Origin of the sequence: Hylemonella gracilis str. Niagara R (assembly GCF_000600295.1) — a bacterium.
GTDB classification, from domain to species: Bacteria; Pseudomonadota; Gammaproteobacteria; order Burkholderiales; family Burkholderiaceae_C; genus Hylemonella; species Hylemonella gracilis_A.
The window spans coordinates 3,714,078-3,728,903 of sequence record NZ_JEMG01000001.1; the positions used below are offsets into that span (position 1 = coordinate 3,714,078).

The following is a 14,826-nucleotide window of genomic DNA, read 5'->3' on the forward strand; positions in this document are numbered from 1 at the left end:
CTTCCGTCGTTGCGTTGAATGCGCAGGCGCGTTCAGGCCACGCTGCCGCCGGCCGCCTCGATGGCCGCCTTGGCACCAGCCGTCGCGCCGATGCCGTTCAGCTTGACCGCCTTCTTGATCTCGCCGGACTTGATGACCTTCACGACCTTGGCGAGTTCGCCCACCAGGCCAGCTTGCTTGAGCGCCAGCAGGTCCACGCTGTCAACACCCAGCTTGTCCAGCGCGGACAGGGTGATCTCGGCGTTGTACTTCAGCAGGGCCGACTTGAAGCCGCGCTTGGGCAGGCGACGATGCATGGGCATCTGACCGCCTTCGAAGCCGACCTTGTGGTAGCCGCCCGAACGCGACTTCTGACCCTTGTGGCCACGACCGGCGGTCTTGCCCAGGCCGGAGCCAATGCCACGGCCAACGCGACGCTTGGCGTGCTTGGCGCCAGCTGCGGGTTTGATGCTGTTGAGTTCCATCATCGGCCTCTAGAAATTTCGATTAAAGAACCTTGACCAGATAGCTGATCTTGTTGATCATGCCGCGCACTGCGGGCGTGTCCTGCAGCTCGCTGACGCTGTTCAGCTTGCGCAGGCCCAGGCCACGCACGGTGGCGCGGTGCGATTCCTTGGTGCCGATGGGGCTGCGGACCAATTGAACCTTGACGGTTTGTTGAGTTGCCATGTCAGACTCCTAGGGCAATCAGGCGGTGAAGAGTTCTTCGACCGTCTTGCCGCGCTTGGCCGCCACTTCGGCGGGCGTGCTGCTGTTGTTCAGCGCATCCAGCGTGGCGCGCACCATGTTGTACGGGTTGGTCGAGCCGTGGCTCTTGGCCACGATGTCGGTGATGCCCATCACTTCGAAGATGGCGCGCATCGGACCGCCTGCGATGATGCCCGTGCCCTTGGGAGCAGGCAGCATCATGACGCTGGCGGCGCCGTGTTGGCCCATCACCTTGTGGTGCAGCGTGCCGTTCTTCAACGACACCTTGAGCATGTTGCGACGGGCTTCTTCCATGGCCTTCTGCACGGCGGCGGGCACTTCCTTGGACTTGCCCTTGCCCATGCCAACGCGACCATCGCCATCGCCCACCACGGTCAACGCGGCGAAACCGAGGATACGGCCGCCCTTGACCACCTTGGTCACGCGGTTGACCGCGATCATCTTCTCGCGCAGACCGTCCTCGGGACCTTCGGCCCCTTTGCCCTGCATTTTTGCTTGAACCTTAGCCATGTTTGATTCCGATCTGCTTAGAACTGCAAGCCCGCTTCACGCGCGGCATCGGCCAGCGCCTTGACGCGACCGTGGTACGCGAAGCCCGAACGGTCGAAGGCGACCTTCTCGACACCGGCCTTCTTGGCCTTCTCCGCGATGCGCTTGCCGATCAGTTGCGCGGCGGCGGCATTGCCACCCTTGCCCGCGCCACCCAGGGACTTGCGCACCTCGGCTTCGGCCGTGGACGCGGACGCCAACACCTTGGCGCCGTCTTCCGAGACCACGCTGGCGTAGATGTGCAAATTGGTGCGGTTCACGGTCAGACGCGCCACGCCTTGCTGGGCAATGCGGATGCGGGTCTGACGCGCCCGACGAAGACGCTGCTCTTTCTTGGTCATCATGATGAGTATCCTTTTGAGCCTTACTTCTTCTTGGTTTCCTTGATCACGACCTTCTCATCCGCATAACGGATGCCCTTGCCCTTGTAGGGCTCGGGCGGACGGATCGCGCGGATCTCGGCAGCGATCTGGCCCACGCGCTGACGGTCGGCACCCTTGATGACGATCTCGGTCGGAGCAGGCGTCGCCACCGTGATGCCTTGCGGCATCTGGACGTCCACGGGGTGGGAGTAGCCCACCGACAGGTTCAGCTTGGCACCCGAGGCCTGGGCCTTGTAGCCCACGCCGATCAGGGTCAACTTCTTCTCGAAACCCTTGCTGACGCCGAGCACCATGTTGTTCACCAACTGGCGCAGGGTGCCGCTCATGGCATTGGCTTCGCGGCTTTCATCGACGGGGGTGAAGCTCAGCTTCCCACCTTCGTTGCTCACCTTCACCAGCGCGGAAGGCGCCAGCGACAGCGTGCCACCAGAACCCTTGACGCTGATCTGGTCGGCCTTGATGGAGACTTCCACGCCGTTCGGGACGGCGATGGGCATTTTTCCGATACGCGACATTTCAGTGACTCCTCGACATCAGGCCACGTAGCACAGCACTTCGCCACCGACGCCGGTGGCGCGCGCCTTGCGATCCGTCATGACGCCCTTGGGGGTCGTCACGATGGCCACGCCCAGACCGTTCTGAACCTGGGGGATGGCGTCACGGCCCTTGTAGACGCGCAGGCCGGGACGGCTCACGCGCTCGATGCGCTCGATCACCGGACGACCGGCGTAGTACTTCAGCGCGATTTCCAACTCGGACTTGCCACCTTCGGTCTTCACCTGGAAGCCGTCGATGTAGCCCTCGTCCTTCAACACCTGGGCGATGGCCACCTTCACTTTGGAAGAGGGCACCGACACGGTGGTCTTGGCGACCATCTGCGCATTGCGGATGCGCGTCAGCAGGTCGGCGATGGGATCACTCATGCTCATCTTGAATCTCCTGCTTACCAGCTCGCCTTGGTCACGCCGGGAATTTCACCAGCGAAGGCCATTTCACGGATCTTGGCGCGGGCCAAGCCAAACTGGCGGAACGTGCCACGCGGACGACCGGTGATCTCGCAACGGTTGCGCTGGCGCGTCGGATTGGCGTTGCGCGGCAGCTTCTGCAGATCCAGGCGCGCAGCGGCGCGCTCGTCATCGCTCTTCTTGGCATCATTGGCGATGGCCTTGAGTTCCGCGTACTTCTTGGCGTACTTGGCGACCAGTTTTTCGCGCTTGATTTCGCGCTCGATCAAAGCTGTTTTAGCCACGGGTCACCTCAGTTCTTGAAGGGGAATTTGAAGCCAGCGAGCAGCGCCTTGCACTCCTCGTCGGTCTTGGCCGTCGTCGTGATGCTGATGTTCAGACCACGCAGGGCATCCACCTTGTCGTATTCGATTTCGGGGAAGATGATCTGCTCTTTGACGCCGATGTTGTAGTTGCCACGGCCATCGAAAGCGCGACCGGAGATACCGCGGAAGTCACGCACGCGCGGCAGGGCCACGGTGACGAAACGATCCAGGAATTCGTACATCTGAACGCCGCGCAGGGTGACCATGCAGCCGATGGCCTGACCTTCGCGAATCTTGAAACCGGCGATGGCCTTCTTGGCCTTGGTCACGACCGGCTTCTGGCCGGCGATCTTGGTCAGATCACCGACGGCGTTGTCCATCACCTTCTTGTCGGCGACGGCTTCGGACACACCCATGTTCAGGGTGATCTTGGTCAGGCGCGGCACCTCCATGGGCGACTTGTAGCCGAACTTCTTGGTCAGTTCGGGAACAACCTTCTCGCGGTAGATTTCTTGGAAACGAGCCATGATGAGTACCTTTAGGCGACCTTGATTTCTTCGCCGCTGGACTTGTAGACGCGCACGCGCTTGCCATCGGCCAGCAGCTTGACGCCCACGCGATCAGCCTTGCCCGTCGCGGCGTTGTAGATCGCCACGTTGGATTGATGGATGGGCATGGACTTCTCGACGATGCCACCGGTCGTACCCTTGGCGGGGTTGGGCTTGGTGTGCTTCTTCACCAGGTTCACGCCCTCGACCACGACATGATCGTCGTCCTTGCGCAGCGCGACCTTGCCGCGCTTGCCCTTGTCACGTCCAGCCAGGACGATGACTTCGTCGCCTTTGCGAATCTTGTTCATGACGAGTCCTTCAGAGAACTTCGGGCGCCAGGGACACGATCTTCATGAAGCGCTCGGTGCGCAGCTCGCGCGTGACCGGGCCGAAGATGCGGGTGCCGATGGGCTCCAGCTTGTTGTTGAGCAGCACGGCGGCATTACCGTCGAACTTCACGAGCGAGCCATCACCACGGCGGATGCCCTTGGCGGTGCGAACCACGACCGCGCTGTAGACCTCGCCCTTCTTGACGCGGCCACGCGGAGCAGCTTCCTTGATGCTCACCTTGATGATGTCGCCGACGCTGGCGTAGCGACGCTTGGACCCGCCGAGCACCTTGATGCACAAAACGGACTTCGCGCCGGTGTTGTCGGCAACTTCCAACCGAGATTCTGTCTGGATCATTTCAATATTCCCAACTTGCACCGGCACCGAGCCGCGCGAAATGCGCTCACCCTTGCCAGACAGTCTTGGGCCCGTCGTCAGCGCCGCGCACCACGCGCAACACCTCTGTTTGGGCAGATGCCAGACCCCTTTGAAACCCGGATAACACACCCGGAGCCTCCGTCAGGGTCTGACGGGAAATCCACCTGAAAATTCAGGCAGAGCCGGCGATTATGCATCAGATTTGAAGCTGCGTCAAACCCCATCCCATCCGCCGCTGGTTGGTGGCCTGGACGGGGCCACCAGGCGCTCACCCCACCCGCTGTGGCCTCAGGCCGGCCATAGGCGGTAACTCTGGGCCAAGGCTTGGAAAGCGGCCAGCTGAGGATTCACTCCGGTTTCTTCCTCCAAGATGCGCGCCACGCGTGGCGCCACCCGGCCCGCCAGCTCCGCATCCAGGAACAAATAACGAGACCGCCGCGCAAGCACGTCTTCGACCGTCAGTGCATATTCATTTCTGGCTGCGAAGCGCACCATGGCCTCGGTCATGCCCGGCGCCAACTCCTCCCCGGCACCCGGTAGCTGAGCCAATGTGGCCGCCTCCACGCCATACAAATGTTGGCCCGGCAGGGCCGCCAGGCCAGGCCCGGCCGGGGCCTGCGGCGCGGGCGCGCCCACCAGGCGCAAGGTCGCACTCACCCCGGCGGGACGGCGCGGCAGCAGGCCCGAGGCCACGCAGCGCGCCAGCACATCCTCGGCCATGGCCCGGTAGGTGGTCCACTTGCCGCCGGTCACGGTCACCAGGCCGCTGCTGGCCTGCAACACCGTGTGCTCGCGGCTCAGGCTGCCGGTGTCTGAATCATCCCCAACCGGCCGCACCAGAGGCCGCAACCCGACCCAGATGCTGCGCACGTCGGCTGGCGTGGGCGGACGCACGAGGTAGCGCGCCGCCTCGCCGAGGATGAAGTCAAGCTCGGAACGCAGGGGTTGCGGCTCCCGGGGCAGGTCGCGGCGCGGCGTGTCGGTGGTCCCTAGCACCAGTTTGCCCAGCCAAGGCACGGCGAACAGCACGCGGCCGTCGGCCGTCTTGGGCACCAGCAACGCGTGATCGCCCGGCAGGAAATCACGGTCCACCACCACATGCACGCCTTGGCTAGGCGCCACCATGGGCGTCACCGTCTTGCCCTGGGCGTCGCCATCCATCTGGCGCACACCATCCACCCAGACCCCCGTGGCGTTGACCACGCAGCGCGCGCGCACCTCGTAAGACTGCCCCCCGATGGCGTCACGGCAGCGCAAACCCGTCACGCGCCCGTTTTCATGCCGCAATTCGGTGACTGGGCAATAGTTCAGCAGCAGAGCGCCCTCGCGCACCGCCGTGCGCGCCAGCGCCAGCGCCAGGCGCGCGTCGTCGAATTGGCCATCCCAGTACTGCACCCCCCCGCTTAGCCCCTGCGGTTGCAGGCGAGGCAAGGCGGCCAAGGTACCGCGCCGGTCCAGAAAACGCGTCGGGCCCAGGCCGGCCTGACCGGCCAGCAGGTCATAGAGCTTGAGACCGATGCCATAAAACGGGGTCTGCCACCAGGCGTAGGACGGCATGATGAAAGACAGCCGGGAAGCCAGGTGCGGCGCGTTGGCCAGCACTGTGCTGCGTTCATGCAAAGCCTCGCGCACCAGGGCCACATTACCCTGGGCGAGGTAGCGCACGCCGCCGTGCAAGAGCTTTGTGGAACGCGAGGAGGTGCCGCCAGCGAAGTCGTGCGACTCCAGCAACACAACCGAATACCCACGCGCCGCCGCGTCGAGCGCCACCCCCAGGCCGGTGGCGCCGCCGCCCACGACGGCCAGGTCCCAGTCGGTGGCCTCGGCCAAGCGCCCTAATAACTGCGGACGCGAATTGGGATTCAGAAGTACAGACTCACTCATATTATTAAAGCAATGCGGGGAAACGAGAACCCGGATCATCCCTCAATCTCGGCCCGTCGTCCCCCGACTCGTTGATCCAGGACTGGCGCCCCATGCGGTGTGCAAGCGCCAGACCCCATGCCTCAACGCACCTTGCCATCCTTCCACGCCTGCAGCAGCCTGTCGTAATTGATGGTCTTGCCAACGGGTTTCTCATTGGCCAGCTTGGCCCAGGGCGCCGCCTTGCTGCTCAGCCACTTGGCGGGGTCGCCCTTCGGGTTGAGCTTGGGTGCGCAACGCGCCATGCCCGCGCGCTCCAAGCGCGCCATGACCTGGTCCATTTCCTCGGCCAACGTGTCCATGGCGGCCTGCGGCGTCTTCTCGCCCGTCACCGCCTGCGCCACGTTCTTCCACCAGAGCTGCGCCAGCTTCGGATAGTCGGGCACGTTGGTGCCGGTGGGCGACCAGGCCACACGCGCCGGGCTGCGGTAGAACTCGACCAGCCCCCCGAGCTTGGGCGCCATCTGCGTCATGGCCGCGGACTGAATGTCGCTCTCGCGGATCGGCGTCAGCCCCACCATGGTCTTCTTGAGCGAGACGGTCTTGGCTGTGACGAACTGGGCATAGAGCCAGGCCGCCGCGGTGCGGTTGGGGTCATGGGCCGAGAAGAAGGTCCACGAACCCACGTCCTGGTAGCCATTCTGCATGCCTTCCTTCCAGTACGGCCCATTGGGGCCGGGCGCCATGCGCCACTTGGGCGTGCCGTCGGTGTTCACCACGGGCAAGCCGGGCTTGGTCATGTCGGCCGTGAAGGCGGTGTACCAGAAGATCTGCTGCGCGATCTGGCCTTGCGCGGGCACCGGGCCGGCCTCGCCGAAGGTCATGCCGGTGGCCTCCTTGGGCGCGTACTTCTTCATCCAGTCCACGTACTTGGTCAGCGCGTAGACGGCGGCGGGGGAGTTGGTGGCACCACCGCGCGACACCGAGGCGCCCACCGGCGTGCACTTGTCCGCCGCCACACGAATGCCCCACTCGTCGATCGGCACCCCGTTGGGCGCGCCGATGTCGGCAGTGCCCGCCATGGACAGCCAGGCGTCGGTGAAACGCCAGCCCAGGCTGGGGTCCTTCTTGCCGTAATCCATGTGACCGTAGATGGGCTTGCCGTCGATGGTCTTCACGTCGTTGGTGAAAAACTCGGCAATGTCTTCATAGGCGCTCCAGTTCAGCGGCACCCCCAGGTCGTAGCCGTACTTGGCCTTGAACTTGTCTTGCAGATCCTTGCGCGCGAACAGGTCGGCGCGGAACCAGTACAAGTTGGCGAACTGCTGGTCAGGCAATTGGTACAACTTGCCATCGGGCGCGGTCGTGAACTTGGTGCCGATGAAATCCTTGAGGTCCAAGCCGGGATTGGTGTATTCCTTGCCCGCGCCGGCCATGTAGTCGGTGAGGTTCATCACCTTGCCGTAGCGGTAGTGCGTGCCGATCAGGTCCGAGTCGCTGATCCAGCCGTCGTAGATGGACTTGCCGGACTGCATCGAGGTCTGCAGCTTCTCGACCACGTCGCCTTCCTGGATCAGGTCGTGCTTGACCTTGATGCCGGTGATCTCCTCGAAGGCCTTGGCCAGGGTCTTCGACTCGTACTCGTGGGTGGTGATGGTTTCCGACACCACCGAGATTTCCTTGACCCCCTTGGCCTGCAGCTTCTTGGCCGCCTCGATGAACCATTTCATTTCGGCCAGTTGTCGCTCTTTGCTGAGCGTCGAGGGCTGGAATTCCGTGTCCACCCATTTCCTGGCCTCGGCCTCGCCCGCCATGGCCGGGCCGGCCAGGAGGGCGATGGCCAGTGCCACTGCGGTGTATCCCGTCTTCATCATGTCTGTCTCCTCGTTGTCACTTCCCCTGGAGGTTCACGATCACGTCCGACGCAGGGGAAGCTTGGCGTCGGACGAAAGCAGCAATCAACCCTTGCGCATCACCAGCAGCAGCAACAGCATGGACAGCACGAAACTGAACCAGACGGACGGTTCGGACGACAGCCCCAACCAGACGGCCAGCTTGTCACTGATCCCTACAAAAGCCAGGTTCACGTAGGCCGCCAGCAGCAGGCCGATGAACAAGCGATCGCCCCGCGTGGTCTCCAGCGGAAGAAATCCACGTCGTCGCGTCGTTGGCGATCGGATCTCCCACGCCGTCATGCCCAGCAGCAGCAGGACGATGGTGATGAAAAAAACCGCCACGGGCGTGGTCCAGGCCATCCAGTCAAACATGGGCCCCCCCCTGAGCGCCTGCGGCGCTTCCCCCCAGGGGGACATCGCCAGTGGCCTGGCAAAGCCAGTTCCACGGCGATCGCTGGGCTTGGCCGTGGTGAGCGCCCACGGGTTGTTGAAAGCAGGTCGAGAGTGGCGGACAGAGCGTCATGGTCTTTCCTCTAGGCTCACACGCGACCCATCGCGAACCCCTTCGCGATGTAATGCCGCACGAACCAGATCACGATGGCGCCCGGCACGATGGTCAGCACGCCCGCCGCCGCCAGCGTGGCCCAATCCATGCCCGAGGCGGACACCGTGCGCGTCATCGTCGCCACGATGGGTTTGGCGTTCACGCTCGTCAACGTGCGCGCCAGCAGCAGTTCCACCCAGCTGAACATGAAGCAGAAGAAGGCCGCCACACCGACCCCAGCCTTGATCAGGGGCAGGAAGATGGTCAGGAAGAAGCGCGGGAAGCTGTAGCCATCGATGTAGGCCGTCTCGTCGATCTCGCGTGGCACCCCGCTCATGAAACCCTCCAGGATCCAGACCGCCAAGGGCACGTTGAACAGCAGGTGCGCCAGCGCCACCGCGATGTGCGTGTCCATCAGCCCCACCGTCGTGTAGAGCTGGAAGAAAGGCAGCAGGAACACCGCCGGCGGGGTCATGCGGTTGGTCAGCAACCAGAAGAACACATGCCGGTCGCCCAGAAACTGGTAGCGCGAGAAGGCGTAGGCCGCAGGCAGGGCCACGGTCACCGAAATCACCGTGTTGATGAGGACGTAGATCAGGCTGTTGATGTAGCCCGAGTACCAGGACGGATCGGTGAAGATCGTCTTGTAGTTCGCCAGCGTGAAGTCCTGCGGGAAGAACGAGAAGCTCGACAAGATTTCCTGGTTGGTCTTGAAGCTCATGTTGACCATCCAGTAGATGGGCAAGATCGCAAACACCAGATAGGCGATCAGGAAAAGCGTGCGCTTCTGAAAACGTCGTTCATGCATGGCCAGCCTCCTGCTTGTCCGAGGTTCCCACGCGCTGCATCCAGTTGTAGAGGATGAAGCACAGCAACAGGATGATCAGGAAATAGATCAGGGAGAACGCCGCCGCCGGCCCCAGGTCGAACTGGCCCACGGCCTTCTGCGTCAGGTACTGCGAGAGAAAGGTGGTGGCGTTGCCCGGCCCACCACCCGTGAGCACAAAGGGCTCGGTGTAGATCATGAAACTGTCCATGAAACGCAGCAGCACCGCGATCATGAGCACGCCGCGCATCTTGGGCAGCTGGATGTAGCGGAACACGGCGAACTTGCTCGCGCCATCGATGCGGGCGGCCTGGTAGTAGGCATCGGGGATGGAACGCAGGCCGGCGAAGCACAACAGGGCCACCAGCGGCGTCCAGTGCCAGACGTCCATGACCAGCACCGTGACCCAGGCATGGGTGGGGTTGCCGGTGTAGCTGTAGTCGAAGCCGAGGTAGTCCAGCGCCGCACCCAGCAGCCCGATGTCCGCGCGGGCGTAGATCTGCCAGATGGTGCCAACCACGTTCCAGGGAATCAGCAGCGACAGTGCCATCACCACCAGCACGGCCGAAGATTTCCAGCCCTGGGCCGGCATGGCCAGCGCCAGCGCGATGCCCAGCGGCAGCTCAACCGCCAGCACCGCCAGCGAAAACACCAGTTGGCGCAGCAGCGCTTCGTGCAGCTCCGGGTCGCGCATCACGGCGGCGAACCATTCGGTGCCCACGAAGACCCGACGCTCGGGCGAGATGATGTCCTGCACCGAGTAGTTCACCACCGTCATCAGCGGCAGGATGGCCGAGAAGGCCACGCACAGGATCACCGGCAGGATGAGGACCCAGGCCCGCTGGTTCACCGGTTTGGTCACGACGCTCATGGCAGCAGTTCCTCCCGTACGTAAAAGCAGGTGTGCTCGCCCAGCAACTGCAACCAGAGCGTGCCACCCGGTGCGGGCGGGGGTGGCGACTCGATGGCGATCCGCACCTTGAGCGCCTGGCCCCCGGCCAGTTCGGCCGTCAGCATCAGGTGCGTGCCCACGTCCTGCACCTGGCGCACCTGGGCCGGCACGGCGCCCGCCGCGCCGGGCGCGGCCACCGTCAGGTACTCCGGTCGTATGCCCACCTTGAGCGGCCCATCCGGCAGCGCGCGCGGCAAAGGCATGGCCTGTCCGGCCAGCAGCAGCGCCGTATCCCGCACCTCGGCGACCACGAAGTTCATGCCCGGGGAGCCGATGAAATGACCGACAAAGGTGTGCTGCGGGCGCTCGAACAAGGCGTCGGCCGGACCGACCTGCACCGCCTTGCCACGCGTCATCACCACCACCTGGTCGGCGAAGGTCAAGGCCTCCACCTGGTCATGGGTGACGTAGATCAGGGTCAGCTTGAGTTCATGGTGGATCTGCTTGAGCTTGCGCCGCAGCTGCCACTTCAGGTGCGGGTCGATCACCGTCAGCGGTTCGTCGAACAAGACGGCCGACACGTCGGGACGGACCAGCCCCCGACCGAGCGATATCTTCTGCTTGGCGTCAGCGGACAGGCCCGCGGCACGGCGGTTGAGCTGGCCGCTCAGGTCCAGCATTTCGGCGATCACGCCGACGCGCTGGCGGATCTGCGCACGCGGCACCCCGCGGTTGCGCAGCGGAAAGGCCAGGTTCTCGGCCACGGTCATGGTGTCGTAGATCACCGGGAACTGGAACACCTGGGCGATGTTGCGTTCCTGCGGGCTGGCCCGGGTCACGTCCCGGCCGTCGAAGAGGACCTTGCCCTGCGAAGGCACGAGCAGCCCGGACATGATGTTGAGCATGGTGGTCTTGCCGCAACCGGAGGGGCCAAGCAAGGCATAAGCGCCGCCATCCTCGAACACCATGTTCAGCGGCAGCAAGGCGTAGTCACTGTCCTGCCGAGGGTTGGGCCGGTAGGCATGCGCCAGATCGAGTTCGATGCGTGCCATCTCAGTGCCCCCCGGCCCGTTGCGGCGCGACGCACAAATCACCCGCCCCGTCAAAAAGATAGGCCTGTGCCGCACTGAAGTACACGGTCAGCGCCGCGCCCAGCTCGAAGTAGTGCACGCCGGTGAGTTGCATCACCAACTCACCAACCTGGGTGGCCACATGCACATAGGTGTCGGAGCCCGAGATCTCGGCCAGCTCCAGCCGCCCCGGCACGGACACGTCGCCCTCGCGCGGCACCACCCGCAGGGCGCTGGCCCGCAGCCCCAGCGTGACGGTTCCTGCCGGCCGGTCCGCAGGCAGGGGGAACGGGAGGTCTGGTCCGCCACGCAGGCGCAAACCTTCAGCCATCACATCCGCCGCCAGCAGGTTCATGGGCGGATCACTGAAGGCACGGGCCACCCGCAGCGAGCGCGGCTGGTGAAAGACGTCGACCGTGGGGCCGTACTGGAGCAATTCACCCTGGTCCAGCACGGCCGTGTAGCCGCCCAGCAGCAAGGCTTCGGCCGGTTCGGTGGTGGCATAGACCACGGTCGAACCCTCGGAGGCAAAGAGCTGGCTCAGTTCTTCTCGCAACTCTTCGCGCAACTTGTAGTCCAGATTGACCAGGGGTTCGTCCAGCAGCATCAGGGGCGCCTGCTTGGCCAGGGCACGCGCCAGGGCCACGCGCTGCTGCTGGCCACCCGACAGCTCGGCGGGCAGACGATCCAGAAAAGGTTCGATGTGCAGCTTGGCGGCCAGTTCACGCACCCGCGCGTCCACGCCTGCCTGCTTGCGCAGCAGCATGGGGGACGCAATGTTGCGCGCCACGGTCATGGACGGGTAGTTGATGAACTGCTGGTACACCATGGACACGTCCCGCTTGCGCACCGGCACGCCGGTCACGTCCTGGTCATCCACCAGCACGCGCCCCGCGCTCGGCGCGTCCAGGCCGGCCATCAGGCGCATCAGGCTGGTCTTGCCCGCCTGCGTCGCGCCCAGCAACACCGTCACCGCCCCGCTGCGCAAATCCAGGCTCATCGGCTTGAGCCAGGTCTCGGCGCCCACGGTCTTGCCCACGCCATCCAATACCAACCGCATCCCGCCCCCTCTCTTGCATGGTGTTCGTCCCAGCACCGCGATGCCCAACAAAGCTGGGCGTGAAGACTTTCGCAATTTTTCGATTGTTATTCTTTTGTTTTCGTTTTCCGTACAGGTTTTCCCTGGAGCCATTCCTTTTCGCTCGTTTATAGTGACCCGCTGGACATTGAACGACCCGCATGGAGAACCACAACCCCCGTCAGCTGCGACTGATCGAGTTCGTGCGCACGCGCGGCTCGGCCACGGTGGAACAACTGGCCGAAGAGCTGGGCGTGACCTTGCAGACCGTGCGGCGCGACATCCAGCGGCTGGCCGAAACCGGCGCGCTCACGCGCTTCCACGGTGGCGCCCGTGTGCCCAGCTCAACCACCGAGAACATCGCCCACCAGCAGCGCCAGCAGCTGCATGCGCAGGGCAAGGCGCTCATTGCGCGCGCCATCGCGCGGCAGGTGCCCAATGACTGCTCGCTGATCCTGAACATCGGCACCACGACCGAGGCCATCGCCCAGGCCCTGTTGCAGCACACGGGCTTGCGCGTGATCACCAACAACCTCAACGTGGCCCATATCCTGTGCGGCAACCCGAGCTGCGAAATCATCGTGGCCGGCGGCATGGTGCGCGCGCGCGACCGCGGCATCGTGGGCGAAGCGGCCGTGGATTTCATCCGCCAGTTCAAGGTCGACATCGCGCTGATCGGTATTTCGGCCATCGAAGCCGACGGTTCGTTGCGCGATTACGATTACCGGGAAGTCAAGGTGGCGCAAACCATCATCGCGCAGTCGCGCGAGGTCTGGCTGGCCGCCGACACCAGCAAATTCAACCGCCCGGCCATGGTCCAGGTCGCAACCCTGTCACAGATCGACCGGCTGTTCACCGACGCCGAACCGCCCGCTCCTTTTCCATCCTTGCTGAACGACGCAGACATCCGCCTGGAAGTCTGCACCTGACCCAACCTCGACACGAACCAAGCCGCCCATGACTTACCTGCTGGCACTTGACCAAGGCACTTCCAGCTCCCGCAGCATCGTCTTCAACGAACGGGGACAAATCGTCGCGCTCGCGCAGCAGGAACTGCCGCAGATCTATCCGCAACCCGGCTGGGTCGAGCACGACCCCATGCTGATCTGGCAGACCCAGCTCGCGACCGCGCGCGACGTGCTGGGCAAAGCCGGCATCAGCGCCTCGGCGGTGCACGCCATCGGCATCACCAACCAGCGGGAGACCACGGTGGTCTGGAACCGCAAGACCGGACTGCCCATCCACCATGCCATCGTCTGGCAAGACCGACGCGCGGAACCGGCCTGCGCGCGGCTGCGCGAGCAGGGTCACGCGCCGCTGATCCACGCGCGCACGGGACTGCTGGTCGACGCCTATTTCTCGGGCATGAAGCTGCAGTGGATCCTCGACCACGTGCCCGGCGCGCGGCAGCAGGCCCTGGCGGGTGAACTCGCGTTCGGCACCGTGGACAGCTGGCTGATGTGGCAGTTGACCGGGGGCGCCGTCCATGCGACGGACGTGAGCAATGCCTCGCGCACCATGCTGTTCAACGTACACACCAACACCTGGGACGCCGAGCTGCTGGCCCTGCTCGACATTCCCTCCCAGTTGATGCCCGAAGTCCGGCCGTCCAGCGCCGACTATGGCCAGGTCCAGGCTGAGCTGCTGGGTCATGCGATCCGCATCGGCGGCGTGGCCGGTGACCAGCAAAGCGCCTTGTTCGGCCAGGCGTGCTTTCGCGCGGGCATGGCCAAGAACACCTACGGCACGGGGTGTTTCATGCTCATGCACACCGGACACACCTTCCAGGCCTCCCGCAACGGCTTGCTGACCACCAGCGCGGCCCAGACCAGCCGCCTGCCCGAGTACGCCATCGAGGGCAGCGTCTTCGTCGGCGGCGCGGTGGTCCAGTGGCTGCGCGACGGGCTGAACGCCATCAAGGCCAGCGGCGAAGTGCAGGGCCTGGCGGAGAGCGTGCCCGACGCTGGCGGCGTGATCCTGGTCCCGGCCTTCACCGGCCTGGGCGCACCCTACTGGAAGGCCGAGGCGCGTGGCCTCATCACCGGCCTGACGCGAGGCACGACGCTGGCGCACATCGCGCGCGCCGCGCTGGAAAGCATCGCCTTCCAGAGCACGGCGCTGCTGGAGGCCATGAGCCGGGACGCCGTGGCCGCGGGCGGCAGCGCCGTCAGCGAATTGCGCGTGGACGGCGGTGCCTGCGCCAACGACCTGCTGATGCAGATCCAGGCGGACCTGCTGGGCATCCCCGTGGTGCGGCCCGAGGTCATCGAGACCACCGCCCTGGGGGCCGCCTACCTGGCGGGCCTGAGCACGGGCCTGTATGCCGGCACGGACGAACTGAGCCAACTCTGGCGTGCCGAGCGCACCTTCCTGCCCACGCTCGGTCGCGCGCAAGCCCGCGCCCGCATGGACCAGTGGGAACACGCGGTGCGCCAGGCGGTCGCGGACTGACACCCCGCCGCTGCGGCGACAATCTTCTTTTTGAACCG

19 protein-coding genes are annotated in these 14,826 nt (G+C 64.6%); 2 read left to right on the forward strand and 17 right to left on the reverse strand.

What is annotated here, in order from left to right:
- Positions 1-32 precede the first annotated feature (32 nt).
- From rplO to AZ34_RS17030, 17 genes are all read right to left on the reverse strand, one after another.
- Positions 33-464: a 50S ribosomal protein L15 gene (gene rplO, locus AZ34_RS16950; protein ID WP_035612071.1), complete on the reverse strand. Its 432-nt coding sequence runs from the start codon at positions 462-464 to the stop codon at positions 33-35.
- A 22-nt stretch (positions 465-486) separates the two neighbouring features.
- Complete coding sequence (rpmD, locus tag AZ34_RS16955; RefSeq protein WP_006297873.1) at positions 487-669, reverse strand: 50S ribosomal protein L30; 183 nt, start codon at positions 667-669, stop codon at positions 487-489.
- Between the two features lie 18 nt (positions 670-687).
- Positions 688-1,218, reverse strand: a complete 531-nt coding sequence (gene rpsE / locus AZ34_RS16960) for a 30S ribosomal protein S5 (protein WP_035610276.1) — start codon at positions 1,216-1,218, stop codon at positions 688-690.
- Between the two features lie 17 nt (positions 1,219-1,235).
- A complete protein-coding gene (gene rplR / locus AZ34_RS16965) occupies positions 1,236-1,601 on the reverse strand; it encodes a 50S ribosomal protein L18 (RefSeq protein WP_035610279.1) in 366 nt (121 codons plus the stop codon).
- A gap of 20 nt (positions 1,602-1,621) precedes the next feature.
- Positions 1,622-2,155, reverse strand: coding sequence for a 50S ribosomal protein L6 (gene rplF / locus AZ34_RS16970; RefSeq protein ID WP_035610282.1), 534 nt, complete (start codon positions 2,153-2,155; stop codon positions 1,622-1,624).
- Positions 2,156-2,173: 18 nt separating this feature from the next.
- Positions 2,174-2,569: a 30S ribosomal protein S8 gene (rpsH, locus tag AZ34_RS16975; protein WP_035610284.1), complete on the reverse strand. Its 396-nt coding sequence runs from the start codon at positions 2,567-2,569 to the stop codon at positions 2,174-2,176.
- 14 nt (positions 2,570-2,583) lie between these two features.
- Positions 2,584-2,889, reverse strand: coding sequence for a 30S ribosomal protein S14 (gene rpsN, locus AZ34_RS16980; RefSeq protein ID WP_035610287.1), 306 nt, complete (start codon positions 2,887-2,889; stop codon positions 2,584-2,586).
- 8 nt (positions 2,890-2,897) lie between these two features.
- Positions 2,898-3,437 (reverse strand): 50S ribosomal protein L5, encoded by a 540-nt coding sequence (gene rplE, locus AZ34_RS16985; RefSeq protein ID WP_006297879.1) that lies wholly within the window; start codon positions 3,435-3,437, stop codon positions 2,898-2,900.
- An 11-nt stretch (positions 3,438-3,448) separates the two neighbouring features.
- Positions 3,449-3,769 carry a 50S ribosomal protein L24 gene (rplX, locus tag AZ34_RS16990; protein ID WP_035610290.1) on the reverse strand — a complete coding sequence of 107 codons (321 nt, stop codon included), beginning with the start codon at positions 3,767-3,769 and terminating at the stop codon, positions 3,449-3,451.
- A gap of 10 nt (positions 3,770-3,779) precedes the next feature.
- On the reverse strand, positions 3,780-4,148 hold the full coding sequence (gene rplN, locus AZ34_RS16995) for a 50S ribosomal protein L14 (protein ID WP_006297881.1): 369 nt from the start codon (positions 4,146-4,148) through the stop codon (positions 3,780-3,782).
- Between the two features lie 309 nt (positions 4,149-4,457).
- Positions 4,458-6,053, reverse strand: coding sequence for a glycerol-3-phosphate dehydrogenase/oxidase (locus tag AZ34_RS17000; protein WP_035610293.1), 1,596 nt, complete (start codon positions 6,051-6,053; stop codon positions 4,458-4,460).
- Positions 6,054-6,175: 122 nt separating this feature from the next.
- Positions 6,176-7,903: an ABC transporter substrate-binding protein gene (locus tag AZ34_RS17005; RefSeq protein WP_035612073.1), complete on the reverse strand. Its 1,728-nt coding sequence runs from the start codon at positions 7,901-7,903 to the stop codon at positions 6,176-6,178.
- Between the two features lie 87 nt (positions 7,904-7,990).
- Positions 7,991-8,299: a DUF2160 domain-containing protein gene (locus AZ34_RS17010; RefSeq protein WP_035610295.1), complete on the reverse strand. Its 309-nt coding sequence runs from the start codon at positions 8,297-8,299 to the stop codon at positions 7,991-7,993.
- 167 nt (positions 8,300-8,466) lie between these two features.
- Complete coding sequence (locus AZ34_RS17015) at positions 8,467-9,279, reverse strand: carbohydrate ABC transporter permease (protein WP_035610296.1); 813 nt, start codon at positions 9,277-9,279, stop codon at positions 8,467-8,469.
- Positions 9,272-10,168: a carbohydrate ABC transporter permease gene (locus AZ34_RS17020; protein WP_035610299.1), complete on the reverse strand. Its 897-nt coding sequence runs from the start codon at positions 10,166-10,168 to the stop codon at positions 9,272-9,274. The genes AZ34_RS17015 and AZ34_RS17020 overlap by 8 nt, the downstream gene beginning before the upstream one ends.
- Positions 10,165-11,241 carry an ABC transporter ATP-binding protein gene (locus tag AZ34_RS17025; protein WP_035610302.1) on the reverse strand — a complete coding sequence of 359 codons (1,077 nt, stop codon included), beginning with the start codon at positions 11,239-11,241 and terminating at the stop codon, positions 10,165-10,167. The genes AZ34_RS17020 and AZ34_RS17025 overlap by 4 nt, the downstream gene beginning before the upstream one ends.
- Before the next feature lies 1 nt (position 11,242).
- Positions 11,243-12,319: an ABC transporter ATP-binding protein gene (locus AZ34_RS17030; protein WP_035610304.1), complete on the reverse strand. Its 1,077-nt coding sequence runs from the start codon at positions 12,317-12,319 to the stop codon at positions 11,243-11,245.
- 179 nt (positions 12,320-12,498) lie between these two features.
- Between AZ34_RS17030 and AZ34_RS17035 the strand changes: the two genes are divergently transcribed.
- On the forward strand, positions 12,499-13,266 hold the full coding sequence (locus AZ34_RS17035; RefSeq protein WP_035610307.1) for a DeoR/GlpR family DNA-binding transcription regulator: 768 nt from the start codon (positions 12,499-12,501) through the stop codon (positions 13,264-13,266).
- A gap of 28 nt (positions 13,267-13,294) precedes the next feature.
- On the forward strand, positions 13,295-14,788 hold the full coding sequence (gene glpK / locus AZ34_RS17040; RefSeq protein ID WP_035610310.1) for a glycerol kinase GlpK: 1,494 nt from the start codon (positions 13,295-13,297) through the stop codon (positions 14,786-14,788).
- The last annotated feature ends 38 nt before the right edge of the window (positions 14,789-14,826 follow it).